The 25,711-nt window shown below is 52.5% G+C and carries 25 protein-coding genes and 1 pseudogene; 19 read left to right on the top strand and 7 right to left on the bottom strand.

Features of this window, described 5'->3' with window-relative positions; translation table 11 throughout:
• Positions 1-45: 45 nt before the first annotated feature.
• From gpG to NBA72_RS10635, 11 genes are all read left to right on the top strand, one after another.
• Complete coding sequence (gene gpG, locus NBA72_RS10685; protein WP_000479607.1) at positions 46-441, top strand: phage tail assembly chaperone G; 396 nt, start codon at positions 46-48, stop codon at positions 439-441.
• Positions 438-776, top strand: coding sequence for a phage tail assembly protein T (locus NBA72_RS10680; protein WP_077905125.1), 339 nt, complete (start codon positions 438-440; stop codon positions 774-776). Before gpG ends, NBA72_RS10680 begins: the two co-directional genes overlap by 4 nt.
• A complete protein-coding gene (locus NBA72_RS10675) occupies positions 748-3,789 on the top strand; it encodes a phage tail tape measure protein (RefSeq protein ID WP_023223572.1) in 3,042 nt (1,013 codons plus the stop codon). The genes NBA72_RS10680 and NBA72_RS10675 overlap by 29 nt, the downstream gene beginning before the upstream one ends.
• A 2-nt stretch (positions 3,790-3,791) precedes the next feature.
• Positions 3,792-4,121 (top strand): phage tail protein, encoded by a 330-nt coding sequence (locus NBA72_RS10670; RefSeq protein ID WP_000447370.1) that lies wholly within the window; start codon positions 3,792-3,794, stop codon positions 4,119-4,121.
• 9 nt (positions 4,122-4,130) lie between these two features.
• The gene (locus tag NBA72_RS10665) at positions 4,131-4,829 is read left to right on the top strand and encodes a phage minor tail protein L (RefSeq protein ID WP_023223573.1); all 699 of its coding nucleotides are present in this window, start codon (positions 4,131-4,133) and stop codon (positions 4,827-4,829) included.
• A gap of 6 nt (positions 4,830-4,835) precedes the next feature.
• The gene (locus tag NBA72_RS10660; RefSeq protein ID WP_031606484.1) at positions 4,836-5,573 is read left to right on the top strand and encodes a C40 family peptidase; all 738 of its coding nucleotides are present in this window, start codon (positions 4,836-4,838) and stop codon (positions 5,571-5,573) included.
• Entirely contained in the window at positions 5,471-6,118 is a 648-nt protein-coding gene (locus NBA72_RS10655; protein WP_001736578.1) for a tail assembly protein, read from the top strand. Before NBA72_RS10660 ends, NBA72_RS10655 begins: the two co-directional genes overlap by 103 nt.
• 61 nt (positions 6,119-6,179) lie before the next feature.
• Positions 6,180-9,542 carry a phage attachment tail tip protein J gene (gene gpJ, locus NBA72_RS10650; protein WP_023223575.1) on the top strand — a complete coding sequence of 1,121 codons (3,363 nt, stop codon included), beginning with the start codon at positions 6,180-6,182 and terminating at the stop codon, positions 9,540-9,542.
• 38 nt (positions 9,543-9,580) lie between these two features.
• Entirely contained in the window at positions 9,581-9,823 is a 243-nt protein-coding gene (locus NBA72_RS10645; protein WP_023223576.1) for a hypothetical protein, read from the top strand.
• Positions 9,824-9,876: 53 nt separating this feature from the next.
• Positions 9,877-12,513 carry a prophage tail fiber N-terminal domain-containing protein gene (locus tag NBA72_RS10640; RefSeq protein ID WP_079984894.1) on the top strand — a complete coding sequence of 879 codons (2,637 nt, stop codon included), beginning with the start codon at positions 9,877-9,879 and terminating at the stop codon, positions 12,511-12,513.
• Between the two features lie 2 nt (positions 12,514-12,515).
• Positions 12,516-13,049 carry a tail fiber assembly protein gene (locus NBA72_RS10635; protein ID WP_023223580.1) on the top strand — a complete coding sequence of 178 codons (534 nt, stop codon included), beginning with the start codon at positions 12,516-12,518 and terminating at the stop codon, positions 13,047-13,049.
• A 3-nt stretch (positions 13,050-13,052) separates the two neighbouring features.
• On the opposite strand, the gene NBA72_RS10630 is transcribed toward NBA72_RS10635, so the two are convergent.
• Complete coding sequence (locus tag NBA72_RS10630) at positions 13,053-13,571, bottom strand: tail fiber assembly protein (protein ID WP_023223579.1); 519 nt, start codon at positions 13,569-13,571, stop codon at positions 13,053-13,055.
• 14 nt (positions 13,572-13,585) lie between these two features.
• The gene (locus NBA72_RS10625; protein ID WP_075995157.1) at positions 13,586-14,836 is read right to left on the bottom strand and encodes a phage tail protein; all 1,251 of its coding nucleotides are present in this window, start codon (positions 14,834-14,836) and stop codon (positions 13,586-13,588) included.
• On the opposite strand from NBA72_RS10625, the gene NBA72_RS10620 reads away from it, so the two are divergent.
• The 4 genes from NBA72_RS10620 to NBA72_RS10605 all read left to right on the top strand — a co-directional run bounded on the left by NBA72_RS10620 (position 14,835) and on the right by NBA72_RS10605 (position 17,801).
• A complete protein-coding gene (locus tag NBA72_RS10620; protein ID WP_202923814.1) occupies positions 14,835-15,422 on the top strand; it encodes a recombinase family protein in 588 nt (195 codons plus the stop codon). The genes NBA72_RS10625 and NBA72_RS10620 overlap by 2 nt on opposite strands.
• A gap of 171 nt (positions 15,423-15,593) precedes the next feature.
• A complete protein-coding gene (locus tag NBA72_RS10615) occupies positions 15,594-16,013 on the top strand; it encodes a translesion error-prone DNA polymerase V autoproteolytic subunit (RefSeq protein WP_023223471.1) in 420 nt (139 codons plus the stop codon).
• Positions 16,014-16,015: 2 nt separating this feature from the next.
• Positions 16,016-17,284, top strand: coding sequence for a Y-family DNA polymerase (locus NBA72_RS10610; protein WP_023223470.1), 1,269 nt, complete (start codon positions 16,016-16,018; stop codon positions 17,282-17,284).
• A gap of 85 nt (positions 17,285-17,369) precedes the next feature.
• The gene (locus NBA72_RS10605; RefSeq protein ID WP_023223469.1) at positions 17,370-17,801 is read left to right on the top strand and encodes a hypothetical protein; all 432 of its coding nucleotides are present in this window, start codon (positions 17,370-17,372) and stop codon (positions 17,799-17,801) included.
• A 25-nt stretch (positions 17,802-17,826) separates the two neighbouring features.
• Here the strand turns inward: NBA72_RS10605 and NBA72_RS10600 are convergent, their stop codons facing one another.
• The 3 genes and pseudogenes from NBA72_RS10600 to NBA72_RS10590 all read right to left on the bottom strand — a co-directional run bounded on the left by NBA72_RS10600 (position 17,827) and on the right by NBA72_RS10590 (position 19,387).
• Positions 17,827-18,498: an SOS response-associated peptidase gene (locus NBA72_RS10600; RefSeq protein ID WP_023223468.1), complete on the bottom strand. Its 672-nt coding sequence runs from the start codon at positions 18,496-18,498 to the stop codon at positions 17,827-17,829.
• A 230-nt stretch (positions 18,499-18,728) separates the two neighbouring features.
• A pseudogene (locus NBA72_RS10595) lies at positions 18,729-18,824 on the bottom strand (hypothetical protein); the annotation flags it as partial.
• Positions 18,821-19,387 carry a hydrolase gene (locus NBA72_RS10590; RefSeq protein WP_024797679.1) on the bottom strand — a complete coding sequence of 189 codons (567 nt, stop codon included), beginning with the start codon at positions 19,385-19,387 and terminating at the stop codon, positions 18,821-18,823. The gene NBA72_RS10590 and the pseudogene NBA72_RS10595, both read right to left, overlap by 4 nt.
• Before the next feature lie 324 nt (positions 19,388-19,711).
• Here NBA72_RS10590 and aspS point away from each other — a divergent pair, with 324 nt between their 5' ends.
• The 4 genes from aspS (at position 19,712) to ruvC (ending at position 23,358) form a co-directional block, all read left to right on the top strand.
• Positions 19,712-21,484, top strand: coding sequence for an aspartate--tRNA ligase (gene aspS, locus NBA72_RS10585; RefSeq protein WP_001258629.1), 1,773 nt, complete (start codon positions 19,712-19,714; stop codon positions 21,482-21,484).
• Between the two features lie 93 nt (positions 21,485-21,577).
• On the top strand, positions 21,578-22,030 hold the full coding sequence (gene nudB, locus NBA72_RS10580; protein WP_000653693.1) for a dihydroneopterin triphosphate diphosphatase: 453 nt from the start codon (positions 21,578-21,580) through the stop codon (positions 22,028-22,030).
• Positions 22,031-22,059: 29 nt separating this feature from the next.
• Positions 22,060-22,800: a YebC/PmpR family DNA-binding transcriptional regulator gene (locus tag NBA72_RS10575; RefSeq protein ID WP_000907242.1), complete on the top strand. Its 741-nt coding sequence runs from the start codon at positions 22,060-22,062 to the stop codon at positions 22,798-22,800.
• Positions 22,801-22,836: 36 nt separating this feature from the next.
• A complete protein-coding gene (gene ruvC, locus NBA72_RS10570; RefSeq protein ID WP_023203216.1) occupies positions 22,837-23,358 on the top strand; it encodes a crossover junction endodeoxyribonuclease RuvC in 522 nt (173 codons plus the stop codon).
• A gap of 1 nt (position 23,359) precedes the next feature.
• Here ruvC and NBA72_RS10565 read toward each other — a convergent pair whose 3' ends face one another.
• Entirely contained in the window at positions 23,360-23,959 is a 600-nt protein-coding gene (locus tag NBA72_RS10565; protein WP_042949709.1) for a YebB family permuted papain-like enzyme, read from the bottom strand.
• Between the two features lie 626 nt (positions 23,960-24,585).
• The gene (locus NBA72_RS10560; protein WP_077917576.1) at positions 24,586-25,482 is read right to left on the bottom strand and encodes a DUF4034 domain-containing protein; all 897 of its coding nucleotides are present in this window, start codon (positions 25,480-25,482) and stop codon (positions 24,586-24,588) included.
• Between the last annotated feature and the right edge of the window lie 229 nt (positions 25,483-25,711).

Genomic DNA, 25,711 nt, shown 5'->3' with positions numbered 1-25,711 from the left:
TCTTATCAGTCCGCCCCGGTTCCGGGGCTTCTATGGAAAATCATCATGTTTCTCAATACAGACACCTTTAACTACGGTGGGCATTCCATCGTGCTCAGTGAGCTTTCTGCCCTGCAACGTGTGGATTATCTGAAGTTTATTCAGCAGCGGACGGCAGACTATGACGCACAGCCTGAAACCCTGACGGAAGCAGAGCGTCAGACAGAATTTATGCAGATGGGGGTGGATATTAATGCATGGCTGGTATCCCGCTCCCTGTGTGAAAGCAAAAAAGAGGAGGAGGCCCGCGCCCTGTATGAGTCCGTCAGACTGGAATGGTCTTATGAGGCGCTGGGACGTGGCGCTGATATGGTTCTGTCCCTGAGTGGTATGCGTCTTCCGGCATCGCAGGAAGACGACAGCGGGAGTGAAAAGGACACGACCACGCCGGAAAAGTCCTGAACCGGGAGCTGGCGTTTGTGATGCGGCTCGCACGTGAGTTCCGGCGACCAGACTGGCGGCGGATGCTGGCGGAAATGAGTGCGACAGAGCTGGGTGAGTGGGCGGAGCATTTCGGGAAGAACAGCTTCAGTGACATGTTGCTGGATGCGGAGTTTGCAACGCTGAAATCGCTGATTTCCGGACTGGTTACAGGCACGCATCACGATGCAGAAATATTCAGCCTGATCACTGATCCTGAGTCGTTGCACGAAAAAACGGATGATGAACTGATGATCCTGGGCGAAGGTATTACCGGAGGTGTCCGCTATGGACCAGATAGCGAACCTGGTCATTGATTTAAGTATCGACAGCGCAGAGTTCCGAAACGAAGTTCCGCGCATTAAAAAATTGCTGAACGATGCGGCTGGTGACTCAGAACGTTCAGCGGCCCGGATGCAGCGTTTTCTGGATAAGCAGACGGAGGCGACGCGCCTGACGTCCGCCAGTCTGGAGCAAGTGACTGCCAGCAGTACCGCGTACAGTTCCTCTGTGGAGAAAAGCGCAGCGGCCAGTACGCGTCTGGCGGCGGATGTGGATCAGACGCGACAGCGGGTGGAGGCACTGGGAAGGAAACTGCGTGAGGAACAGGCGCAGTCAGCGGCTGTGGCGGCAGCACAGGACAGGACAAGTGCTGCTTTTTACCGCCAGATTGACAGTGTAAAACAGTTAAGCGGTGGTCTGCAGGAGCTGCAGCGTATCCAGGCGCAGGTACGACAGGCGAAAGGACGCGGAGATATCTCACAGGGCGATTATCTGGCGCTGGTGTCTGAAACCGCCAGGAAGACCCGTGAGCTTACCGATGCCGAAGCGCTGGCCACGCAGAAAAAAGCACAGTTTATACGCCGCCTGAAAGAGCAGACGACGGTACAGGGCCTCACCCGTGCCGAGCTGCTGCGGGTGAAGGCGGCTGAACTGGGTGTCAGCAGCGCCGCAGATATTTATATCCGTAAACTGGAGCGTACCGGAACTGCCACCCATACGCTAGGACTGAAAAGCGCTGCTGCCCGTCGTGAACTGGGCGTGCTGGCTGGTGAGCTGGCCCGTGGGAATTTCGGGGCACTGCGGGGAAGTGGTATCACGCTCGCTAACCGCGCCGGGTGGATCGAGCAACTGATGTCTCCGAAGGGCATGATGCTCGGCGGGCTGGTTGGCGGCGTGGCTGCTGCTGTTTACGGGCTGGGCAAGGCCTACTATGAAGGAGCTAAAGAAAGCGAGACGTTCAATAAACAGCTTATTCTGACCGGGAGTTATGCCGGAAAAACCACAGGCCAGCTTAATGCGATGGCGAAGTCGCTCGCCGGAAATGGCGTCACGCAGCACGATGCTGCAGGCGTGCTGGCACAGGTGGTCGGTAGCGGAGCGTTTACCGGGCAGGCAGTGGCAATGGTATCCCGTACCGCGACCAGAATGCAGGAAAACGTGGGACAATCAGTGGATGAAACCATCCGCCAGTTTAAACGCCTGCGGGATGATCCGGTGAATGCGGCGAAAGAACTGGACAGGACACTGCATTTTCTGACAGCCACCCAGCTTGAACAAATCAGGGTACTGGGTGAGCAGGGAAGAGTGGCTGATGCCGCGAAAATTGCCATGTCCGCGTATTCGGAAGAAATGAATAAGCGGATGGGGGACGTACACGACAATCTGGGCTGGATTGAAAGAGCATGGAATGCTGTCGGTGATGCGGCGAAGTGGGCATGGGATCGGATGCTGGATATCGGGCGGGAAGACACGCTCGATGAAAAGATCGCGACACTGCAGGAAAAAATCGCGCGCGACAGAAAAACGCCCTGGACGGTGTCTTCCTCCCAGACTGAATACGATCAGCAGCAGCTGAACGAACTTCAGGAACAGAAACGCCAGAAGGACCTGCTGGATGCGAAGGCGCAGGCAGAGCGTAATTATCAGGAAACGCAGAAACGTCGGAACGAGCAGAACGCCGCGCTGAACCGGGATAATGAAACTGAATCCCTGCGGCACCAACGGGAGGTGGCGCGCATTACCGCCATGCAGTATGCCGATGCTGCTGTACGCAATGCCGCACTGGAGCGCGAAAATGAACGTCATAAAAAGGCGTTGTCACAACAGGCGAAAAAGCCAAAGACTTACCACAACGACGAGGCCAGGCGACTGCTTTTGCAGTACAGCCAGCAACAGGCGCAGACTGAAGGGCAGATTGCCGCCGCGAAGCTTTCCACGACCGAAAAAATGACGGAAGCGCATAAGCAGCTTTTGTCATTTCAGCAGCGCATCGCTGATTTGTCCGGTAAAAAACTGACGGCGGATGAACAAAGCGTACTGGCACATAAGGATGAAATTGCGCTTGCGCTACAGAAGCTGGATATCTCACAACAGGATTTGCAACACCAGAATGCCCTTAATGAACTGAAGAAAAAGACGCTCACATTAACCAGCCAGCTCGCTGACGAAGAATCCCGCGTCAGGCAGCAGCACGCAATGGTGCTGGCCACAATGGGTATGGGCGATCAGCAACGAGGCCGGTACGAAGAGCGTCTGAAAATTCAGCAGCGCTACCAGGAACAACTGGAGCAGCTTAAGCGCGACAGTAAGGCAAAGGGAACATACGGTTCTGATGAATATCGTCAGGCTGAGCAGGCGCTGAAGGGCAGTCTCAATCGCCGGCTGGCTGAGTGGGCTGAGTACAATGCGAAAGTGGATGCTGCGCAGGGAGACTGGACTCTGGGGGCGTCGCGTGCGCTGGATAACTTTATGGCGCAGGGCAGCAACGTGGCGGGCGCAACGGAGCAAATGTTCACATCGGCATTCAACAGTATGGGCGACGGGCTGGCGACGTTCGTTACCACTGGAAAACTAAACTTTAAATCTTTCACCGCATCCATCGTGTCAGATCTGGCAAAAATTTCAGCACGTATGGCAATGATGCAGGCTGTAAAGGGAATCGGATCTGCTCTGGGATTTGGTGTGACAGCCAATGCGACTGGTGGAGTTTATCAGTCTTCTGAACTGAGCCGATACAGCGGCAGCATTGTTAATCGCCCGACATTTTTTGCTTTTGCCAAAGGTGCCGGGGTGATGGGCGAGGCAGGACCGGAGGCAATATTACCACTTCGTCGTGGTGCTGACGGTAAGCTGGGTGTCGTGGCAGCCGGTTCAGGAGGGATGGCGATGTTTGCGCCTGAGTACAACATTGAAATCCACAACGACGCCGGCAACGGACAGATTGGTCCGCAGGCATTACAGGCCGTATATAACATTGGAAAAAAAGCCGCCATTGATTTCTGGCAACAGCAGTCGCGTGACGGGGGTATTGCTGGAGGAGGGCGATAACAATGGAAACATTTAACTGGAAGATCCGCCCTGATATGACAGTGGAATCAGAACCAAAAGTCACCTCCATAAAACTGGGTGACGGGTATGAACAACGGCGTCCAGCCGGGCTGAACAACCATCTGGCGAAGTATAACGTAACGGTCCGGATTCGTAAGGGAGAACATCAGAATCTTGAGGCATTTTTATCCCGCCACGGTGGAGTGAAATCCTTTCTCTGGACACCGCCTTATACCTGGACACAAATTCGGGTGATTTGCCGCAAATGGTCGATTAGCGTTGGCTCTCTTTGGGTGACTGTGACCACGACTTTTGAACAGGTTGTTATCTGAGGAGGAGTGATGCAGGACATTTCGCAGGATACGCTGAACGAAGCCGCTAAACTGGCGCAGTCCGCCAGGATCACTTTGTGGGAAATCGATCTGACACAGTCTGGTGGTGATCGTTATTTTTTTTGTAACGAGGCGAATGAAAAGGGGGAGGCGGTTACCTGGCGGGGACGGAAATATGATGTTTATCCTGTAGAGGGTAGCGGATTTGAAATGAACGGCAAAGGCGCAGCTGCGCGCCCGTCACTGAAGGTATCCAATCTTTACGGTATGGTGACCGGAATGGTGGAGGATTTGCATAGCCTGGTTGGGGCGACGGTCATCCGCAGGATAGTATATGCCCGGTTTCTCGATGCCGTGAATTTTCAAAACGGCAACCAGGAGGCTGACCCGGAGCAGGAATCCGTAAGCCGATGGGTGATCGAGCAGTGCAGTGATCTGACGGCGGTAAGTGCGACATTTGTCCTGGCAACACCGACTGAAACGGACGGATGTGTCTTCCCCGGGCGAATTATGCTGGCCAATACCTGTACATGGATATACCGCTCTGACGAATGTGGTTATACGGGACCAGCTGTCGCAGATGAATTTGATAACCCTACCGCCGATCCGGCAAAAGATGCCTGCAGCCGCTGCGCCCGGGGATGCGCCCTGCGTAACAATACCGGAAACTTTGGCGGTTTCCTCTCCATTAATAAACTTTCACAGTAAATCATCATGAAAGAACAGGATATTCTGGCGCACGCCAGACGGTGTGCGCCTGCGGAGTCGTGCGGCTTCGTGGTGAGAACACAGGCGGGAGAACGGTATCTCCCCTGTGTGAATATTTCTGCCGCGCCGGAGGATTATTTCCGTATGGCGCCGGAGGACTGGCTGAGGGCTGAAACGCAGGGGGAGATTGTGGCGCTGGTTCACAGCCATCCTGGCGGCCAGCCGTATCTGAGCGATGTGGACCGCAGGCTGCAGGTTCAAAGCGACCTGCCGTGGTGGCTGGTATGCGACGGGCAGGTACATAAATTCCGCTGTGTACCACACCTGACCGGACGGCATTTTAAACATGGGGTTTTTGACTGTTACACGCTGTTCCGTGATGCCTATCATCTGGCGGGGATTGATATGCCGGATTTTCACCGGGACGACGACTGGTGGCGGCATGGTGACAATCTCTATCTGGATAATCTGGAGACGACGGGGTTTTACCGTGTCAGCGCAGCCAGTGCGCAGCCCGGCGACGTGCTGATTTGCTGCTTTGGCTCCTCCGTTCCGAACCACGCAGCGATTTACTGCGGCGACGGAGAGCTGCTGCACCATATTCCTGAACAACTGAGTAAACGTGAGAGGTATACCGACAAATGGCAACGACGCACGCACTCCATCTGGCGACACCGGGCATGGCGCGAATTTGCCTTTACGGGGATCTGCAACGATTTTGCCGCCGCGTCAGCCTGCAGGTAGCCAGTGGTGCTGAAGCTGTCCGGGCACTGGCGGTACAGTTGCCCGGTCTCCGGCAGAAACTGAACGACGGCTGGTATCAGGTACGCATAGCCGGAGACGATGTTACGGCTGATACCCTGACAACCAGCCTGCATGACCCGCTGCCGCCTGGCGCGGTGATTCATATTGTGCCGCGTCTGGCCGGGGCCAAACCTGGCGGGGTGTTTCAGGCGGTGCTTGGTGCGGCGCTGATTGCCGTTGCCTGGTGGAACCCGGCAGGCTGGCTGGGGGCGGCGGCGGTATCCGGTATGTATATGACCGGCGCGTCGATGATTCTGGGCGGTGTGGCGCAGATGCTGGCCCCCAAACCAAAAATGTCCGAAATGAGGCAGACCGATAACGGCAGGCAGAACACGTATTTCTCGTCGCTGGATAATATGGTTGCCAACGGTAACACGTTGCCGGTGCTGTACGGCGAGATGCAGGTGGGGTCACGCGTGATTTCCCAGGAAGTCAGTACCGCTGATGAAGGAGATGGTGGTCAGGTTGTGGTGATTGGCCGCTGACAACAGAACAGATTCAGACAGAACCGCCTCCGGGCGGTTTTGTCGTTTTACGGGGTAATAAATGGGAAAGGGCGGAGGAAAAGGGCATACGCCCCGCGAGGCACCGGATAACCTGAAATCCACGCAGCTACTGAGCGTCATCGATGCCATCAGCGAGGGACCGATAGAAGGCCCGGTGAACGGTCTGCACAGTGTTCTGGTAAACCAGACGCCGGTGGTGGACCGCGACGGTAACACGAATATCCACGGCGTGAAGGTGGTATACCGCGTCGGTGAGCAGGAACAGACCCCGCTCGAGGGATTTGAATCGTCCGGCGCCGAGACGGTGCTTGGTGTACAGGTCAAATACGACAATCCGGTAACCAGAACCATCACGGCTGCAAATATTGACCGCCTGCGTTTTACGTTCGGCGTGCAGTCACTGGTGGAGGCCAACAGCAAGGGCGACCGCAATCCGACATCCGTCAGGCTGCAAATCCATCTTGAGCGCTATGGTCAGTGGGTGGTGGAAAAAGAGATTACGATTACCGGGAAAACAACCACACAGTATCTGGCCTCGGTGATAGTGGATAATCTCCCTCCCCGGCCATTTGGTATCCGGATGGTACGTGTGACGGCAGACAGTACCACTGACCAGTTACAGAACAACACAGTCTGGTCGTCGTATACCGAGATTATTGATGTCCGGCAGCGCTATCCCAACACCGCCGTAATTGGCCTGCAGGTGGAGTCTGAGCAGTTCGGCAGCCAGCAGGTGACGCGAAATTACCATTTTTTCGGGCGGATTATTCATGTGCCGTCGAATTACGATCCGGTAGCGCGAACCTACAGCGGCATCTGGGACGGCACGTTCAAGCCTGCATACAGCAATAATCCGGCGTGGTGTCTCTGGGATGTGCTGACACATCCCCGTTATGGCATGGGACAGCGAATCGGCGCGGCGGACGTGGACAGGTGGGCGCTGTATGCAATAGGCCAGTACTGCGACCAGATGGTCCCTGACGGATTCGGCGGGACAGAGCCGCGTATGACCTTTAATGCGTATCTGGCACAGCAGCGTAAGGCGTGGGATGTGCTGACCGACTTCTGCTCCGCCATGCGTTGTATGCCTGTGTGGAACGGGCAGAGGCTGACCTTCGTGCAGGACAGGCCCTCGGATACAGTCTGGACCTATACCCGCAGCAATGTGGTAATGCCGGATGAGGGTACACCGTTCCGTTACAGCTTCAGTGCGCGGAAGGACCGCCATAATGCGGTAGAGGTGAACTGGATCGACCCTGATAATGGCTGGCAGACATCCACGGAACTGGTGGAAGACACGGTCGCCATCAGTCACTACGGACGCAATCTGGTAAAAATGGATGCGTTTGGCTGTACCAGTCGCGGGCAGGCGCACCGCGCCGGGCTGTGGCTGATAAAAACGGAGCTGCTGGAAACCCAGACGGTTGATTTTAGTGTGGGTGCGGAGGGGCTGCGCCACGTTCCCGGTGATGTGATTGAGGTTTGCGACGAGGATTATGCCGGCATCAGCCTGGGCGGGCGGATTCTGTCCGTTGACCGCGCCCGCCGCATTCTGACCCTTGACAGGGAAATTACCCTGCCGTCGTCCGGCACCACGCTGATAAGCCTGGTGGATGGCGAAGGTTCGCCGGTCAGCGTGGACGTGCAGTCTGTTACCGACGGTGTGCAGGTTCAGGTCAGCCGCATACCGGACGGCGTGGCGGAATACAGCGTCTGGGGGCTGAAACTGCCGTCGCTGCGCCAGCGTCTCTTCCGGTGTGTGGCTGTCCGGGAAAACGACGACGGAACGTATGCCATCACCGCCGTACAGCATGTTCCGGAAAAAGAGTCCATCGTGGACAACGGGGCATCGTTCGACCCGCAGCCCGGAACGATTCACGGCACCGTTCCCCCGGCGATACAGCACCTGACCACAGAAATTCTGGCGGAGGAGGGACAGTATCAGGTACTGGCGCGCTGGGACACACCGCGAGTCGTTAAGGGCGTCTCTTTTTCGTTGCGCCTGAACGTGGCGGCGGAAGATGGCAGTGACCGGCTGGTAAGCAGCGCAGGAACGCCGGATACGCAGTACCGGTTCCGGGGGCTGATGCCGGGGCGCTACACCCTGTCCGTCAGGGCGGTGAACAGCCAGGGACAACAGGGAGACCCGGCCAGCACACAGTTCAGCATCTCCGCGCCGGCGGCACCATCATTTATCGAACTCACCCCTGGCTATTTCCAGATTACAGCCACACCGCGTCAGGCGGTATACGACCCGACGGTGCAGTATGAGTTCTGGTTTTCAGACGCGCAGATTACGGATATCCATCAGGTGGAAAACGCCGCACGATATCTGGGAACAGCGCTGTACTGGATAGCGGCCAGCGTGAATATCAGGCCCGGCAGGGATTACTATTTTTATATCCGGGCGGTAAATCAGGTCGGTAAATCCGCATTCGTGGAGGCGACCGGGCAGGCCAGCAACGATGCCGCAGGCTATCTGGATTTTTTCAAAGGGCAGATAACTGAAAGTCACCTGGGTAAGGAGCTGCTGGAAAAAGTAGATCTGACGGAGGATAACGCCAGCAAACTGCAGCAGTTTTCGAAGGAGTGGCAGGACGCTAACGATAAATGGAACGCCATGTGGGGCGTCAAAATAGAGCAGACCAAAGACGGCAAATATTATGTGGCCGGACTTGGACTGAGCATGGAAGACACGCCTGACGGGAAGATAAGCCAGTTCCTGGTGGCGGCGGATCGCATTGCTTATATTAACCCGGCAAACGGAAACGAGACGCCCGGATTCGTCATGCAGGGCGACCAGATAATCATGAACGAGGCGTTCCTGAAATACCTGAGCGCGCCGACCATTACCAGTGGCGGGAATCCTCCGGCATTTTCCCTGACGCCGGATGGAAAGCTGACTGCGAAAAATGCGGATATCAGCGGCCATATCAACGCTGTATCTGGCTCGTTTACGGGAGAAATCAATGCCACCTCCGGTAAGTTTTCTGGCGTGATAGAAGCAAGAGAGTTTGTCGGTGATATCTGCGGCTCAAAAGTCATGCAGGGCGTGAGCATCAGGGCGACGAACGACGAACGCAGCACCTCAACACGGTATACCGACAGCGCCACCTATCAGATTGGGAAAACCATCACGGTGATGGCTAACTGTGAGCGTAATGGTGGCTCCGGTGCCATCACCGTCACGATAAATATTAACGGCCAGGTGAAAACGGCGGAGGTTATGCCGTATACCGCAGGTATTCCGGCCATGTATCAGACCGTCGTCTTTTCGGTCTACACCACTTCACCTGTCGTGGATATCAGCGTCTCTCTGAGGGTTCGTGGGCAGTACACCACGTCTGCTTCCGTCTGGCCGCTGGTGATGGTTTCCCGGTCGGGGAACAACTTCACAAACTGACCGGATTTCCGGTCCCTTTCGTTTAACAAGGAACAGATATGACTATGTCGCGCTTAATTTCGCTGGCGGCAGGGCTTTCCCTGTCCGTTTTATTCTCCACTGCTGCCGTTGCCGATAACGGAAGAGGAAGCGGCAACAGCAATATTGAAAACCAGACCCGGATTTATACCGGCACCGACCGTGGGCAGAAACAGCACCGCGAGGCAAAGGGAAAAACAATCACGCGGAGCGTCCAGTGTTCTCTGCCGGCATATTTACGTGACCCGGATAATCAGTGCTGAGATGTGAATGAATCTGAAGCCTGCCTGCGGGCGGGCTTTTTTATGGAGGTAATATGCCAGTACTTATTTCCGGCGTACTGAAAGATGCTACGGGAACGCCGGTACAGAACTGCACCATTCAGCTGAAGGCCTGCCGGACCAGTACGACGGTGGTCGTGAATACGGTGGCATCGGAAAATCCGGATGACGCCGGGCGCTACAGCATGGATGTGGAGCAGGGGCAGTACACTGTCACGCTCCTGGTGGAAGGGTATCCCCCGTCACATGCCGGAGTTATTACGGTTTACGATGATTCAAAGCCGGGCACCCTGAATGATTTTCTGGGGGCTATGACGGAAGACGACGTCCGCCCGGAGGCGCTGCGGCGTTTTGAGGCGATGGTGGAAGAAGTTGCCCGCCAGGCATCGGAGGCATCGCGGAATGCCACCGCCGCAGGGCAGGCATCTGAACAGGCGCAGACATCAGCAGGTCAGGCAGCGGAAAGCGCCACGGCAGCAGTGAATGCAGCCGGAGCGGCAGAAGCATCAGCCACACAGGCAGCCTCATCCGCAGCATCTGCGGAGAGCAGCGCAGGTACGGCGACCACAAAAGCCGGGGAGGCATCAGCCAGCGCGGCGTCGGCTGACACAGCCAGAACGGCGGCAGCCGCATCGGCAGCCGCATCGAAAACATCTGAAGCGAATGCAGATGCCTCCCGTATTGCCGCCGGAGATTCAGCTGCTGCCGCAGCCGCCAGCGCGACGGCGGCGCAGACATCAGCAGCGCGCGCCGGAGCATCCGAAACCGCCGCGAAGACGTCAGAAACGCAGGCGGCTTCCAGTGCCGGTGATGCAGGTGCGTCAGCAACTGCGGCGGCAGCGTCGGAAAAGGCGGCAGCCGCATCGGCAGCCGCAGCGAAAACATCTGAGACAAATGCAGCAACGTCAGCAAGTACAGCAGCGGCCAGCGCAACAGCCGCCTCGTCATCAGCATCGGAGGCATCCACTCACGCCGCCGCATCTGATACCAGCGCATCACTGGCGGCGCAAAGCAGTACTGCTGCCGGAGCAGCAGCCACCAGAGCAGAAGATGCCGCAAAACGGGCAGAAGATATCGCGGACGTGATTTCCCTGGAAGATGCCAGCCTGACGAAAAAAGGTATCGTTAAGTTAAGCAGCGCCACGGACAGTGACAGCGAAGCGCTGGCAGCCACGCCAAAGGCGGTCCATGCTGTCATGGACGAGGTACAGACCAAAGCGCCGCTGGACAGTCCGGTATTCACTGGAACACCGACCACACCGACGCCGCCAGATGACGCTAAGGGACTTCAGACTGCAAACGCGGAGTTTGTCCGCAAACTGATTGCCGCGCTGGTTGGTTCCGTACCGGAGTCACTGGACACCCTGCAGGAACTGGCTGACGCGTTGGGAAACGATCCGAACTTTGCCACCACAGTACTGAATAAACTGGCTGGCAAACAGCCGCTGGACGAAACCCTGACGGCGCTGTCAGGAAAAAGCGTTGACGGTCTTATCGAATACGTTGGTTTACGGGAAACCATAAATAGCGCCGCCGGCGCCATGCAAAAATCGCAGAACGGCGGTGATATTCCGGACAAGGATTTGTTTGTACGTCGTATCGGCGCCACGCGAGCGTTTGATGGCGCAGTTAATATCGGCGGTGATGATAATCCGTGGACAACGGCGGAGTTTATCTCCTGGCTGGAGAGTTGCGGCGCATTCAATCACCCTTACTGGATGTGTCGTGGCTCCTGGTCTTACGCTCATAACAAAATCATCACGGATACTGGCTGCGGTAATATCTGTCTCGCTGGCGCAGTGATTGAGGTCATGGGAGTGCGTGGCGCGATGACTATTCGGGTGACAACGCCCACCACAACATCAGGAGGAGGGGTTGCCAGCGCTCAGTTTACGTATATCAATAACGGAGACGGTTACTCTCCGGGCTGGCGACGCGATTTCAACACCGTAAACAAACCAGCAGCCGACGAAATGGGGGCGCTTTCAGTTAACGGTGGTCGCATTAACGGTGCGTTGGGTATCGGTACGGATAATGCGCTTGGCGGTAATTCTATTGTGCTCGGCGATAACGATACCGGGCTTAAACAGAATAGCGACGGGGTACTGGATGTTTATGCCAATAACGCTCTTGTGGCTCGTTTGCAGCCGGGGAAATTATATGTTGTGGGTGATGTACTCGCGGGTGACGGTAGAAAATTATCACTGACGAGTGACAATAACTCCTCGCTAAATGCGCGTTTTAATTTATGGGGCGATGCAAACAGGCCCACAGTGATTGAACTGGACGACGACCAGGGGTGGCAGTATTACAGTCAGCGAAACCCTGATGGTTCAATTCGTTTTATGGTCAATGGTGAGATTTTCACTACCAGCTCTATTCATGCGGGGGCCAATACTATCTCCACTGATGGAAATATTTACGGTTCGCTATGGGGCGGCTGGCTGAATGACTGGATTAATAACACCATTATCAATCGTTTTGTCCAGGATATCAGGCTTGGTGGAATTGAATATGCTCAGGCATGGAACGGACCTGGATACAACGACACACCAGGCTATGTCATCACAGGTGTCACGAACGGCAATAGCGATGAATTAATTGATGGGGTACACCGACGCCCGTTGCAAAAACTCATTGGCGGCGTCTGGTATAATGTTGCGAGTATTTAGATATGATGCATTTGAAAAATATTTCTGCGGGTAATCCAAAAACGATGGCGCAATTTCAGTTAACTAAACGTTCCGGCGTTATCTGGCTATTCTCGGAGGACGGACAGAACTGGTACGAAGAACAGAAAAACTTTGCGGCTGACACACTGAAAATAGCCTATGACAAGAACGGTGTTATTGTGAATATCAGCAAAGATGTTTCAACAATAAACCCATCTGGTTTGAGCGTCGTTGAATTACCGAACATCACAGCAAACAGACGTGCTGATATATACGGCGGCTGGGTGTTTGATGGTGAGAAGGTAATTAAGCGAGTTTATACATCGGAGGAGCTGCGCCAGCAGGCAGAAGTGAAAAAACTGAAGTTACTTGAAGAAGCCGAGACCGTTATTACGCCACTGGCGCGTGCAGTAAAGCGTGGTATCGCGACTGATGAGGAGCAGAAGCGACTGGAGGTATGGGAGGAATACAGCGTTCTGGTTAATCGGGTGGACACATCAAAACCTGACTGGCCGGAAAGACCAGCCAGTCAGTAGTCGTTATTGTGGTAATTCAGGCCACCTGATTGCAGTAAAGGTGGCCGCGTCTTTCACGCCGCTCAAATCCAGCGTTTTAAGCGCCCTGATATACGCCATCCATTTAGTCAGGCTGGCCTTATCGTCATCACTGATTTCACCCAACGCCAGTTCGGTTCGCCAGTCAGCAATGGTGCTGTTTGCGGCATCCAGTAGTTTCTGTCGGGTGGTTTCGGCTTTTGCCTGATAATCAACGGGAACAGCGACAACAGCGCCGTTCGAATATTTCCAGTCGCCATAGATATTAAATCCGGCTGGTAGTTTATTGACCTCAACAACTGAAAAGCCAGCTGGATAGAGTCGCGACACATCTTCTGATACGGAACGGATTATATTTTCAGAATCAATGCACAACTTATATTTTTTCGTGAATTTACTCAGCGACTCATAAAAATCCTGACCATCTTCACTACAAAAATACAGAAAATTGCTATCATAATCCGGGTCGTCAGGAATGTATCGGTTAACGTTTTTTAATTCCATTATATTCACCTAAATTATCCATTAATTGTACGCCAGCCATTACCAACCCACATTTGCAGCGGTCGATACGCAAATGTCACACCGTATGCTGTTGTTGGGTCATGTCTGGCCTGTGTTAAAAAACAACCAGCAGGTGCTTCTGCTGGTCCATATTCATCTACTTTTCCAGGCCATACTGGAGCGCCACGCTGGATATTCTGGACATAACGATTATCTGACTCGCCTTTTGTATATACGTTTCCTGATGATAAATAACGGGCGTCGAAATTACCGTAATTATCCGGAATAATCTGTCCATTAACAACAAACTGAATACTGCCATCAGGATTTCGCTGGCTGTACAAATGCCACCCCTGGTCGTCGCCAAGTTCAATAACCGTTGGGCGGTTTCCTCCGTCGCCCCACAAATTAAACCCGGCATTTAGTGCTGAATTATTAGCACTCGTCAGTGACAGTTTTTTTCCGTTGCCTGCACGAATAACTCCCAGAGCTATCATTTCACCGGGAGCGACACGAACGGTGTGCTGGTTATTCGCAAACACATCCAGTATCCCGTCACCATTCTGTTTAAGCCCGGTATCGTTATCGCCGAATACAATCGAATTGCCACCCAGCGCATTATCAGTACCAATGCCTAACGGACCGTTTAGCCTCCCTCCATTAACTGACAGCGCTCCGACATCGTCGGGAGTGGGTTTCATCATGCTGTTATACAGCGTATATGTCTGACCGTTCGTAGCGTTGGCAGGTTTTGTTTCTGAATATTCAGGAGCGTTATATAGTGTGACATTTGCATTACCGGTATAATCGTACTGTGCAATTAACCAATACGCATACTGGTTGATCCTGACATAAATGTCGTAATTGTCGCCTGATGTGTTAATCCAGGCGCACTCAAGAACACCGTTAGGTGAGCGTTTCCATAATGTGGCAGTAATTCCGACAGGCGAACCATTACCGGCGCGCAGCACCAGTTCACTGATAGTTGATTGCTCAAATGAACCAACGTTAAACCCCGACCCGCCATACAATTTAATCACCGCAGTAGATGTGGCCTGCGGCATGAAAACAGTGGCGATTTTGAACCATCCCGATTCACCAAATGTAACGCTGGTAGAAGTCACAGCGCCGATAGTTCTCGCAAATCGCGTTTTGTCCGGAATATCATCGCCGTTCTGCGATTTTTGCATGGCGCCGGCGGCGCTATTTATGGTTTCCCGTAAACCAACGTTTCTGAAAATGCAGAAAACGGTCGTAAATGGCATGATCCCGCCTTTTGCGAGGGGGCCTATTGTGCAAATTGGCTATGTGCGGGTGTCAACAAATGACCAGAACACCGATTTACAGCGAAACGCGCTAAATTGCGCAGGATGTGAACTGATTTTTGAAGACAAAATAAGCGGAACGAAATCCGAAAGGCCCGGACTGAAAAAGTTGCTCAGGACGTTATCAGAAGGGGACACGCTGGTTGTATGGAAGTTAGATCGCCTGGGTCGCAGTATGCGTCATCTGGTCGTTCTGATAGAGGAGCTGCGGGAGCGTGGCGTTAATTTCCGCAGCCTGACCGATTCCATCGATACCAGTACACCAATGGGGCGTTTCTTCTTTCATGTCATGGGCGCACTCGCTGAAATGGAACGTGAATTAATTGTGGAAAGAACCCGCGCCGGGCTGGTAGCGGCAAGGGCGCAGGGGCGAATTGGTGGCAGGCGTCCAAAGCTCACCCCGGAGCAATGGGCGCAGGCTGGGCGCCTGATTAGGGCAGGCGTACCGCGGCAGCAGGTAGCGATTATTTATGATGTGGGGCTGTCGACGCTGTACAGAAAGTTCCCGGCCTCTAAACTGGCTTAAATATGCGCATATGGCAATACCACCAGAAAATTTACAAAACCCATAATTTGAATTGAGAGAGAAACTTACAAACGAAGAGATGAATAATTAAACAGCCGTAGCGATTCCTGTATCTTGCGCGTATATTCAAATGAAACTACTGTATATAAAAACAGTATTTGGGTATGGATTATGGAATTTTTCAGACCTACAGAGTTGCGCGAAATTATTTATCTGCCATTTTTCAGTTATTTAGTACCGTGTGGCTTCCCAAGTCCCGCGGCAGACTACATTGAGCAGCGTATCGATCTTAATGAGTTGCTCGTTTCTCATCCCAGCTCAACGTATTTTGTCAAAGCAACGGGTGATTCAATGATTGATGCAGGCATCAACGACGGTGATCTGCTGGTGGTGGATAGCTCACGAACCGCTGAACACGGCGATATTGTTATTGCAGCCGTGGATGGGGAGTTTACTGTTAAACGCCTGCAGCTGCGACCTACAGTTCAGCTCAATCCGATGAACAGCGCTTATTCGCCGATCATCGTCGGCAGCGAAGACACGCTGGACGTATTCGGCGTCGTTACTTTCATCGTTAAAGCAGTGAGCTGAGCATGTTCGCACTTTGCGATGTTAATTCGTTTTACGCCAGTTGTGAAACTGTATTCAGACCAGATTTGAGAGGGCGTCCGGTTGTCGTACTGTCGAACAACGATGGTTGTGTGATTGCGCGCAGCACCGAGGCGAAGCAGCTCGGTATCGCAATGGGTGAGCCATACTTTAAACAGAAAGAACGCTTCAAGCAATTTGGCGTTGTTTGCTTCAGCAGTAATTATGAGCTTTACGCTGATATGTCGAACCGGGTAATGACCACACTCGAGGAGATGTCGCCGCGGGTAGAAATTTACAGCATTGATGAGGCTTTTTGTGATCTGACTGGTGTACGAAGCTGCCGGGATCTGACAGATTTCGGGCGCGAGATAAGAGCGACGGTCCTGAAGCGCACGCACCTGACTGTCGGTGTAGGCATTGCCCAGACGAAAACCCTTGCCAAGCTGGCTAACCATGCTGCGAAAAAGTGGCAGCGCCAGACCGGCGGGGTGGTTGACTTGTCGAACATTGACCGCCAGCGTCGGCTGCTGGCCCTGATACCCGTAGAGGATGTCTGGGGTGTCGGCAGGCGCATCAGTAAGAAGCTCAATGCCCTGGGCATCAAAACTGCTCTCGATCTCTCTGAACAAAGTACCTGGATCATCAGGAAACACTTCAATGTCGTGCTGGAGCGTACCGTGAGAGAGCTTCGCGGAGAGCCATGTCTGGAGCTTGAAGAATTTGCGCCGGCAAAGCAGGAAATCGTTTGTAGCCGCTCCTTCGGCGAGCGGGTCACAGATTATGAGGATATGCGCCAAGCCATTTGCAGCTACGCTGCGCGCGCGGCAGAAAAACTCCGCGGTGAACACCAGTACTGTCGTTTCATTTCAACATTCGTCAAAACTTCCCCCTTTGCCCTAAACGAGCCCTACTATGGGAATAGCGCCGCAGTGAAGGTTCTTATCCCCACGCAGGATTCACGCGACATTATCAATGCGGCTGTGAAGTGCCTGGATAAAATCTGGCGCGACGGCTATCGCTACCAGAAAGCGGGTGTGATGCTGGGTGACTTTTTCAGTCAGGGCGTCGCGCAACTAAACCTGTTCGACGATAACGCGCCGCGCGCCGGCAGTGAGAAGTTGATGAGTGTGCTGGATCGCCTGAATGCTGAAGGAGGACGGGGAACGCTCTATTTCGCCGGGCAGGGTATCCAGCAGCAATGGCAGATGAAAAGGGAGATGCTTTCCCCTCGTTACACTACACGATGGTCGGATTTACTAATTGTGAAATAGCTCAATAGTAAAATTACCCTTTCAATGGTAAATTAATGGATTATTTTTTCAATTGATTCATTAACTTACTTCAAGAGGGTGTTTTATGCCAACTATTAAATCGCGTATGATTAGAGGTGTTAAGCCGAACGAGGAAACGCTAAAAGAACTCCAGGAGCAACTTGGACTTTCTGAAGATACAGATATGATGTTTATGGCTCTGGAAGTCGATTACGATAGAAAGAAATACTACTGCTGCCTTTCTGGCGGAAAAATCGAAAATGGTGATGTTCACTTTTCGCTTGTCGGTAGGGCTGCTTTAGAAGTACTCATGAATCATCCATCTCCAAATGATACCCTTACCATTCAAGAGATTAAAATTGGTCCTACGCCATTAAAAAATAAGGTGAAGTCCATTCTTAAGAAAGCTGAAGCCAATTCAAAAATTTGTTTTGTCGGAGATATGCAAGGAGAGCTTGATGGCGTCCTTAGTGATGTGTTTAACATTCAGAAAGATGAATCATATGCGATCCGCTGATTAAATCATGCACATGAGATAAGGCCTATTTAATAGGCTTTATCAAATTTGAAGCTTGATTTTTAACATTCCCCACTGCGTCAGTAACAGCGTGCCAGATAAACTTCTCTGCTGGCACAGTGCCGTCGATAGCTATGTCTTCCGCTTCCTTCCCGCCAATATCTTGGCGCATCCATTCCCGGGCCGCTTCCGGTGTGAGAACCAGCGGCCGGCGGTCATGAATATCGACCAGCATTTGATCAGCAGCTGATGTGACAATCAGGAATCCCTCTGCGTCATCGCCGCGTTCGAACGGTGTACTGCCGATCGCCGCCATGAAGATAGGCTTACCGTCCTTCCTGTGAATGAAATACGGCTGCTTCTTGTCGCCTTCCTTCTTCCACTCGAACCATCCATCGGCAAAACAGATAGCTCGGCCATGCTGCCATAGTGGCTTAAACATTCTGCTGGAGGACGCTGTCTCGACGCGGGCGTTAATCAGTGGAGCTTTATCCCACCATCCGGGAGCGTAACCCCAAAGCACCGGGTCGAGATGTAATTTTTCATCACGTTCACTTAGTAGCAAAACTTTGGTGCCTGGTGCTACGTTGAATCTCCCGATCGGTTCAGGATCATATGGGATGTTGCGTTCTGCTTCTTCAGCGAGAAGAATGAGGTAGTCTTCACGCGTCATTGACTGGGCAAAGCGTCCGCACATAGAAACCTCCAAATTTACAACAGACAGAAAGTATAGAAGTTATGGACAGTAGGCGGTGGATTTATGGGGCAAGGATGGGACAAAAATATCTATTATGGGGCATGAATGGGACATTATTGCACATATGAACTTTGCCGAAATTTATATGCACTAGATTAGTAATGAATTGATTATACTAAAGAAAACACATGCTCTTGGGCGTTCTTTAATGATTTTTAAAATGCCCGCGTCACGCAGTTAAAGTGGCGGGCATACTCTTCCAGACTGGTGATGCCGAGCCGCGCCCATTTCGGGTGCGACCATTGCGGCAGGCCAATGTAGATCATAAGGCGTTTAAAATATCCTCTACGCTGCGTACCCGGCCAATGCGCGGGAAAATATGCGTCATACTGCTCTGATGCTGCTCACTGCTGGCGGCGCTACAGGCATCTTCGGCAATAATAAGGTTAAACCCCAACTCCCAGGCGTTACGCGCTGTGGATTCGACGCCGATATTGGTTGAGATCCCGCACAATATGATGGTGTCGATACTCCGGCGGCGAAGCTGTAATTCCAGGTCGGTGCCGTAAAACGCGCCCCACTGGCGTTTAGTCACTACCAGATCGCTGTCCTTTTTACCCAATGCCGTAGGCCAGGTCCACCAGTTTTCCGGCAACGCGTGCGCAGGCGTTGCGGCATCCACCGGCTGTTTTAACGCTTCGGCATAATCATCAGACCATCCGACGCGTACCATAACCACGGGCGAGCCGTTGGCGCGACACTTTTCCGCCAGCCGCGCGGCGCGGGCGACCACCTCATTTGCCGTATACGGGCCGCCGGCAAACGGAAGAATTCCTTCCTGTAAATCAATAACCACCAGGGCGGTTGTGGTCGCGTTGAGTTTCAGCATGATAATCACTCTCCTAAAAATAGCGGATTTCACTACACCTTAAGCGCGATTAAAGAGGAAAGCGGCGACAAATATTGTTAATTTTTGTGAGTATACGCAATACCCGCGTGAAAAACCCGGGTACAGTCAGTATGAACCAAGTGTCGATACCGCATGAAACGGGCAAGTTATCGCTCCCATGCTGGATTGACTCTTATCGTGCGGCAGAATTTCCAGTATAATAGCCGCCTTTTTTCATCCAGTTGTGACATACAGCTAAAGCTGCGACTTCGTCGCCTGCATGGCAGGCAACAATCCGCCTGCGGCTAAGTTAAGGGATATCTCATGCGTACAGAATATTGCGGACAGCTACGTCTGTCCCACGTGGGGCAGCAGGTGACTCTGTGTGGTTGGGTCAACCGTCGTCGTGATCTTGGCAGCCTGATCTTTATCGATATGCGCGACCGCGAAGGTATTGTGCAGGTGTTCTTCGATCCGGATCGTGCGGACGCGTTAAAGCTGGCCTCTGAACTGCGTAATGAGTTCTGCATTCAGGTTACGGGCACCGTGCGTGCGCGTGACGCGAAAAACGTCAATGCGGATATGGCGACCGGCGAAATTGAAGTGCTGGCGTCCTCTCTCACTATCATCAACCGCGCAGACTCACTGCCGCTTGACGCTAACCACGTTAATACCGAAGAGGCGCGTCTCAAGTACCGCTATCTGGATTTGCGTCGTCCGGAAATGGCGCAGCGCCTGAAAACTCGCGCCAAAATTACCAGCCTGGTGCGTCGTTTTATGGACGATCACGGTTTCCTTGATATTGAAACGCCGATGCTGACCAAAGCCACGCCGGAAGGCGCGCGCGACTATCTGGTGCCTTCGCGCGTGCACAAAGGTAAATTCTATGCGTTGCCGCAGTCGCCGCAGCTGTTCAAACAGCTCCTGATGATGTCCGGTTTCGATCGTTACTATCAGATAGTCAAATGCTTCCGTGATGAAGACTTACGTGCTGACCGTCAGCCGGAGTTTACTCAGATCGACGTCGAGACCTCCTTCATGACCGCGCCACAGGTGCGCGAAGTGATGGAAGCGCTGGTGCGCCATTTGTGGCTGGAAGTGAAAGGCGTGGATCTGGGGGATTTCCCGGTCATGACGTTTGCCGAAGCGGAACGTCGTTACGGTTCCGACAAACCAGACCTGCGTAACCCGATGGAGCTGGTAGATGTCGCTGACCTGCTGAAATCGGTAGAGTTCGCGGTCTTCGCGGGCCCGGCTAACGATCCGAAAGGCCGCGTGGCAGCGCTGCGTGTGCCTGGCGGCGCACAGCTTAGCCGTAAGCAGATCGACGATTACGGTAACTTTGTTAAGATCTACGGCGCGAAAGGACTGGCATATATCAAAGTTAACGAGCGCGCGAAAGGTCTGGACGGGATTAACAGTCCGGTGGCCAAGTTCCTGACCGCCGACATTGTCGACGCTATCCTTGAACGTACCGGCGCGCAGGACGGCGACATGATCTTCTTCGGCGCAGATAACAAAAAAGTGGTTGCCGATGCGCTGGGCGCGTTGCGTCTGAAACTGGGCAAAGACCTGAGCCTGACCGACGAAGACAAATGGGCGCCGCTGTGGGTGATTGACTTCCCGATGTTCGAAGACGACGGCGAAGGCGGTCTGACCGCGATGCACCATCCGTTCACCGCCCCGCGTGATATGACGGCGTCTGAACTGAAAACTGCGCCGGAAGAAGCCGTCGCTAACGCTTACGATATGGTGATTAACGGCTATGAAGTGGGCGGCGGTTCGGTGCGTATTCACAACGGTGAAATGCAGCAAACCGTATTTGGTATTCTCGGTATCAATGAGCAGGAGCAGCGCGAGAAGTTCGGCTTCCTGTTGGATGCGTTGAAATACGGTACGCCGCCGCATGCGGGCCTGGCGTTTGGTCTGGACCGTCTGACCATGCTGTTGACCGGCACCGATAATATTCGTGATGTTATCGCCTTCCCGAAAACGACCGCCGCCGCGTGTCTGATGACCGAAGCGCCGAGTTTCGCCAACCAGGCAGCGTTGACGGAGTTGGGGATTCAGGTTGTAAAGAAAGCCGAGAATAACTGATATGAACAATGTACACGACATCATTCGCGTGATATCGCGGCGGCCCGCAGGGGCGAGTCTCATCCGTCACCCAACAGCCAACAACGAGGTCGCGTGAAGGATAAAGTGTACAAGCGCCCCGTTTCGGTCCTGGTGGTTATTTTCGCGCAGGATACGAAACGGGTGCTAATGTTGCAGCGACGCGATGACCCGGATTTTTGGCAGTCAGTGACTGGCAGCATAGAAGAAGGGGAGACCGCGTTGCAGGCCGCCGTACGTGAAGTCAAAGAGGAGGTCACGATTGATGTTGCGGCAGAGCAACTGACCTTAATCGACTGCCAGCGTACGGTGGAGTTCGAAATTTTTTCACATTTACGTCATCGCTATGCGCCGGGCGTCATGCACAATACAGAATTCTGGTTCTGCCTTGCGTTACCGCATGAGCGGCAGGTGATATTCACTGAACATCTGACGTACCAGTGGCTTGATGCGCCTGACGCGGCGGCGCTTACCAAGTCCTGGAGTAACCGGCAAGCGATTGAAGAGTTTGTCATTAACGTCGCCTGAAAAGGCGCGCTTTTTTTGAGGAAATATTTATGGCAGGTCATAGTAAATGGGCCAACACCAGACATCGTAAAGCTGCGCAGGATGCCAAGCGCGGTAAAATCTTCACTAAAATTATTCGTGAACTGGTAACGGCAGCTAAATTGGGCGGCGGCGATCCGGATGCCAACCCGCGTCTGCGCGCGGCCGTAGATAAAGCGCTGGCCAACAACATGACCCGCGACACTCTGAACCGTGCCATCGCTCGCGGTGTGGGTGGTGATGAAGACTCAAACATGGAAACCATCATCTATGAAGGTTATGGTCCTGGCGGCACGGCCATTATGATTGAGTGTCTGAGTGACAACCGTAACCGTACCGTAGCGGAAGTGCGTCATGCTTTCAGCAAGTGCGGCGGTAATCTGGGTACCGATGGCTCAGTGGCGTACCTGTTCAGTAAGAAAGGGGTCATCTCCTTTGAGAAAGGCGATGAAGACACCATCATGGAAGCCGCTCTGGAAGCTGGCGCGGAAGATGTTGTGACCTATGATGATGGCGCGATTGATGTTTACACTGCCTGGGAAGAGATGGGCAAAGTGCGTGACGCGCTGGAAGCGGCGGGTCTGAAAGCGGACAGCGCCGAAGTGTCCATGATCCCGTCAACCAAAGCGGATATGGATGCGGAAACCGCGCCGAAACTGCTACGTCTGATCGATATGCTGGAAGACTGTGACGATGTCCAGGAAGTCTACCATAACGGTGAGATCTCTGATGAGGTGGCGGCGACCCTGTAATGGTGCTGTTAAACGCCGGCGGGCAGGGGGGATAGCGTGTCGATTATTCTCGGTATTGACCCCGGCTCGCGCATTACCGGTTATGGCGTTATTCGCCAGGTAGGCAGACAACTGACCTATCTGGGCAGCGGATGTATTCGTACCAAAGTCGATGATTTGCCGTCTCGTTTGAAGCTCATATACGCAGGCGTGACGGAAATCATCACGCAGTTCCAGCCGGACTATTTTGCTATCGAACAGGTGTTTATGGCGAAGAACGCCGATTCAGCCCTCAAGCTGGGACAGGCGCGCGGCGTCGCGATTGTCGCCGCGGTCAATCAGGAACTGCCCGTGTTTGAATACGCGGCGCGTCAGGTGAAGCAAACCGTCGTCGGTATTGGTAGCGCGGAGAAAAGCCAGGTTCAGCATATGGTGCGCACGTTGCTAAAGCTCCCCGCTAACCCGCAGGCCGATGCCGCAGATGCGCTGGCTATCGCCATTACGCATTGCCACGTTAGCCAGAACGCGATGCAAATGAGCGAGAACCGACTCAATCTGGCGCGGGGAAGGTTGCGCTAAATCATTCTCCCTCAGCCTCGCGTTGAGGGGGTTCAATTCCACAGGCGCTAATTAATTCTAAATTGGGATGTTGCCACAGGCTGGCGGGCGTCACCGTCTTACGATCCCACGGGATTGAACCTAAAAACCAGAACTTCCAGAAGGCGAGTTTCGCATCAGGATTGCTGTGAAGTAATTCTTCGAATGTCTCAATATCGCCTACCGGAATACACAATGCTTCTTTATAGATATCAAACACAAATTTCGAGCAGAACTGGCGCGATGACTCGTATTTAAACCCCGTGTGATAAAACTTATTCAGCCGGGTGGGAACCTGCTCCATGATGGCGAGTTTCTGCTCGACCGTCAGGCCGCCGCGCAGACGGCGAACGGCGTAACGTTGTCCGGCTGAACGTTGTATAAACAGTGACAGCGTGGTGACGGTTGAGAGGGGGACGCGACTTTCCGCCACCAGATAGTCATCACCATTATGACCAATAATAATCCCAACATGGTTGCTCCAGCACTGTGAAGCGGTGGATATCTGGCCGAAAAGCGCGGCACCTATACAGGTAAAGACGATATCTCCGGTTTCATATTGGACAGAATAATGTTTTTTCATGTTCACGTTCCATTATTACCTAAAATAATATCCTTTATTTTACGCTATTGGATAATTAGCATTATACTCACATAATGACAAGATATTATTATCAATAAATATCCATCATAAATATTATAATTTACGGTGATAATGTTTTTACCTCTTTCCAGAGGTGAAAGTGAAAGGGAAGATAGACGAACGCAGGGAATAAGTGGACTGTCCTTTCCATATTACATAATTGTTTGTATCGCCATATATTTTTTTGAGTCTATGTTATTGTCTGGTTGTGTTTCTCTTCATGCTTATTGCTTTTGTTTTTAATAGGCATTTGAGGTGTGATCTGGCAAGAGTGGTTGGCGCAAATATTTGGCTGACTCTGCGTTATATTCAGCGCCAGGGGGAGCAGGAGGCGAAAGTGCAAAAGGTTAGGTTGCAATGCAAAAAAATATCGAGTTTGTACTGTTCATCAATCGCTGATTATTATTCTTGTAAAGGGTAAGGAAGTGATTAACAACGGTACCGTTTATCTCGTTCATGGTCCAGAGGTTGAAGGACATTTTCCATTAAACCACTTCTGCATATAACGGCTGAGGCGGCTTAATTCAATTAATGCTGTGCATTAAACTGTGATGGTAATCTGGCAATTATTGGAAGGACTGCTGGCATTCCCGATAATTTAACCCTTGTGGCCAGGTATCCCGCTCCGTTTCCCCTTGAATCATTTTATCTGCTTTCACAAAGGAGTCTTTATCGCGGGCAATGCAGGAGCTTATCAGAATATTATTAAGCGTGCGGGTTGATGGAAACTGTTTGTAGCGATCTCTCCAACCTTGCAGCATATCGTCCCAGGAGACAATCTGACGTTTATTCAGTAAAGCCATTAATTTAGGTTGGTAATGGATTGCATTACTCCAGATATAAGCGTAGTAAGAAAGTCCCGATTGATCTTTGTTTTTTTCTGCGGCCATTCTGGCGATTTTTTCGACTTCTTCCGGAGAACCACCCCATTTAGGCAAACGAGCGACCATGGCCTCGATATAAATATTTTGATAGGCGGGATATTTTTTGCTGGCTTCTTCCAAAGTGCTATAGAGCAGCTCTTTATCCTCAAGATTGCGTGCGACCATTTCCATTTCCTGATACCAGGTCACATCTTTGTCGGCAATATCTTTGTTCTTTAACAGATACTCTTTTTCCTGAATCATCAGCTTCTTATATTTCGGCCATATATCAGAGTCCACCGTGCTGGCCGCACCTTCACCGCGTAAATTCACGGCTTTAGCATCAAAAACCATTGCTTGCAGCAGCCTTGCACCCGTGGATTTGGGGTTTGCTTTAAGCCACTCTTTTGCCACGCCAGAAATACCATTGTCGGAAACATCTACTGAAAAAAGATTATAGATCCCTCCCCATGCGATAACCAGTTTATGAGTTCCGCCGCTGGTTGTCGGGAATCCGGTATTGTATTCCTGAAACATAGCGTCCAGCTTGTCCCACTTTTGGCTGACAGTATAGGCGATAGCTTGTTGCTCAATGGCCATTCTTTCCCGTGTTTCCGTGAGGCTATTAGCTGACGCCAGCGCAGGAATAGCCATTAATGCACCTATGACAATATTTTTCAATAACATTGAATTTCTGTCCTGAATGATTAAATAACAAGATGATTAAAAATGTTTATAAAGGATGTGCTTTCACCGGAGGAAATTCAAGCTATAGTGATAATGCGTATCTGGACTTTTTATTTATTATTCTTACAGAAAATGTTATTGA

This window comes from Salmonella sp. NW1250 (genome assembly GCF_051812965.1).
GTDB classification, from domain to species: Bacteria; Pseudomonadota; Gammaproteobacteria; order Enterobacterales; family Enterobacteriaceae; genus Salmonella; species Salmonella enterica.
The sequence above is the reverse complement of the archived record's forward strand: the minus strand, read 5'-3'. Positions and strand labels throughout refer to the sequence as shown.

What these genes read in the sequence shown, in the direction of transcription:
- gpG (WP_000479607.1), top strand. Translation starts at nt 46, where the DNA reads ATGTTTCTCAATACAGACACCTTTAACTACGGTGGGCATTCCATCGTG.
- NBA72_RS10675 (WP_023223572.1), top strand. Translation starts at nt 748, where the DNA reads ATGGACCAGATAGCGAACCTGGTCATTGATTTAAGTATCGACAGCGCA.
- NBA72_RS10670 (WP_000447370.1), top strand. Translation starts at nt 3,792, where the DNA reads ATGGAAACATTTAACTGGAAGATCCGCCCTGATATGACAGTGGAATCA.
- NBA72_RS10665 (WP_023223573.1), top strand. Translation starts at nt 4,131, where the DNA reads ATGCAGGACATTTCGCAGGATACGCTGAACGAAGCCGCTAAACTGGCG.
- NBA72_RS10660 (WP_031606484.1), top strand. Translation starts at nt 4,836, where the DNA reads ATGAAAGAACAGGATATTCTGGCGCACGCCAGACGGTGTGCGCCTGCG.
- NBA72_RS10655 (WP_001736578.1), top strand. Translation starts at nt 5,471, where the DNA reads ATGGCAACGACGCACGCACTCCATCTGGCGACACCGGGCATGGCGCGA.
- gpJ (WP_023223575.1), top strand. Translation starts at nt 6,180, where the DNA reads ATGGGAAAGGGCGGAGGAAAAGGGCATACGCCCCGCGAGGCACCGGAT.
- NBA72_RS10645 (WP_023223576.1), top strand. Translation starts at nt 9,581, where the DNA reads ATGACTATGTCGCGCTTAATTTCGCTGGCGGCAGGGCTTTCCCTGTCC.
- NBA72_RS10640 (WP_079984894.1), top strand. Translation starts at nt 9,877, where the DNA reads ATGCCAGTACTTATTTCCGGCGTACTGAAAGATGCTACGGGAACGCCG.
- NBA72_RS10635 (WP_023223580.1), top strand. Translation starts at nt 12,516, where the DNA reads ATGATGCATTTGAAAAATATTTCTGCGGGTAATCCAAAAACGATGGCG.
- NBA72_RS10630 (WP_023223579.1), bottom strand. Translation starts at nt 13,571, where the DNA reads ATGGAATTAAAAAACGTTAACCGATACATTCCTGACGACCCGGATTAT.
- NBA72_RS10620 (WP_202923814.1), top strand. Translation starts at nt 14,835, where the DNA reads ATGATCCCGCCTTTTGCGAGGGGGCCTATTGTGCAAATTGGCTATGTG.
- NBA72_RS10625 (WP_075995157.1), bottom strand. Translation starts at nt 14,836, where the DNA reads ATGCCATTTACGACCGTTTTCTGCATTTTCAGAAACGTTGGTTTACGG.
- NBA72_RS10615 (WP_023223471.1), top strand. Translation starts at nt 15,594, where the DNA reads ATGGAATTTTTCAGACCTACAGAGTTGCGCGAAATTATTTATCTGCCA.
- NBA72_RS10610 (WP_023223470.1), top strand. Translation starts at nt 16,016, where the DNA reads ATGTTCGCACTTTGCGATGTTAATTCGTTTTACGCCAGTTGTGAAACT.
- NBA72_RS10605 (WP_023223469.1), top strand. Translation starts at nt 17,370, where the DNA reads ATGCCAACTATTAAATCGCGTATGATTAGAGGTGTTAAGCCGAACGAG.
- NBA72_RS10600 (WP_023223468.1), bottom strand. Translation starts at nt 18,498, where the DNA reads ATGTGCGGACGCTTTGCCCAGTCAATGACGCGTGAAGACTACCTCATT.
- NBA72_RS10590 (WP_024797679.1), bottom strand. Translation starts at nt 19,387, where the DNA reads ATGCTGAAACTCAACGCGACCACAACCGCCCTGGTGGTTATTGATTTA.
- aspS (WP_001258629.1), top strand. Translation starts at nt 19,712, where the DNA reads ATGCGTACAGAATATTGCGGACAGCTACGTCTGTCCCACGTGGGGCAG.
- NBA72_RS10575 (WP_000907242.1), top strand. Translation starts at nt 22,060, where the DNA reads ATGGCAGGTCATAGTAAATGGGCCAACACCAGACATCGTAAAGCTGCG.
- NBA72_RS10565 (WP_042949709.1), bottom strand. Translation starts at nt 23,959, where the DNA reads ATGAAAAAACATTATTCTGTCCAATATGAAACCGGAGATATCGTCTTT.
- NBA72_RS10560 (WP_077917576.1), bottom strand. Translation starts at nt 25,482, where the DNA reads ATGGCCATTGAGCAACAAGCTATCGCCTATACTGTCAGCCAAAAGTGG.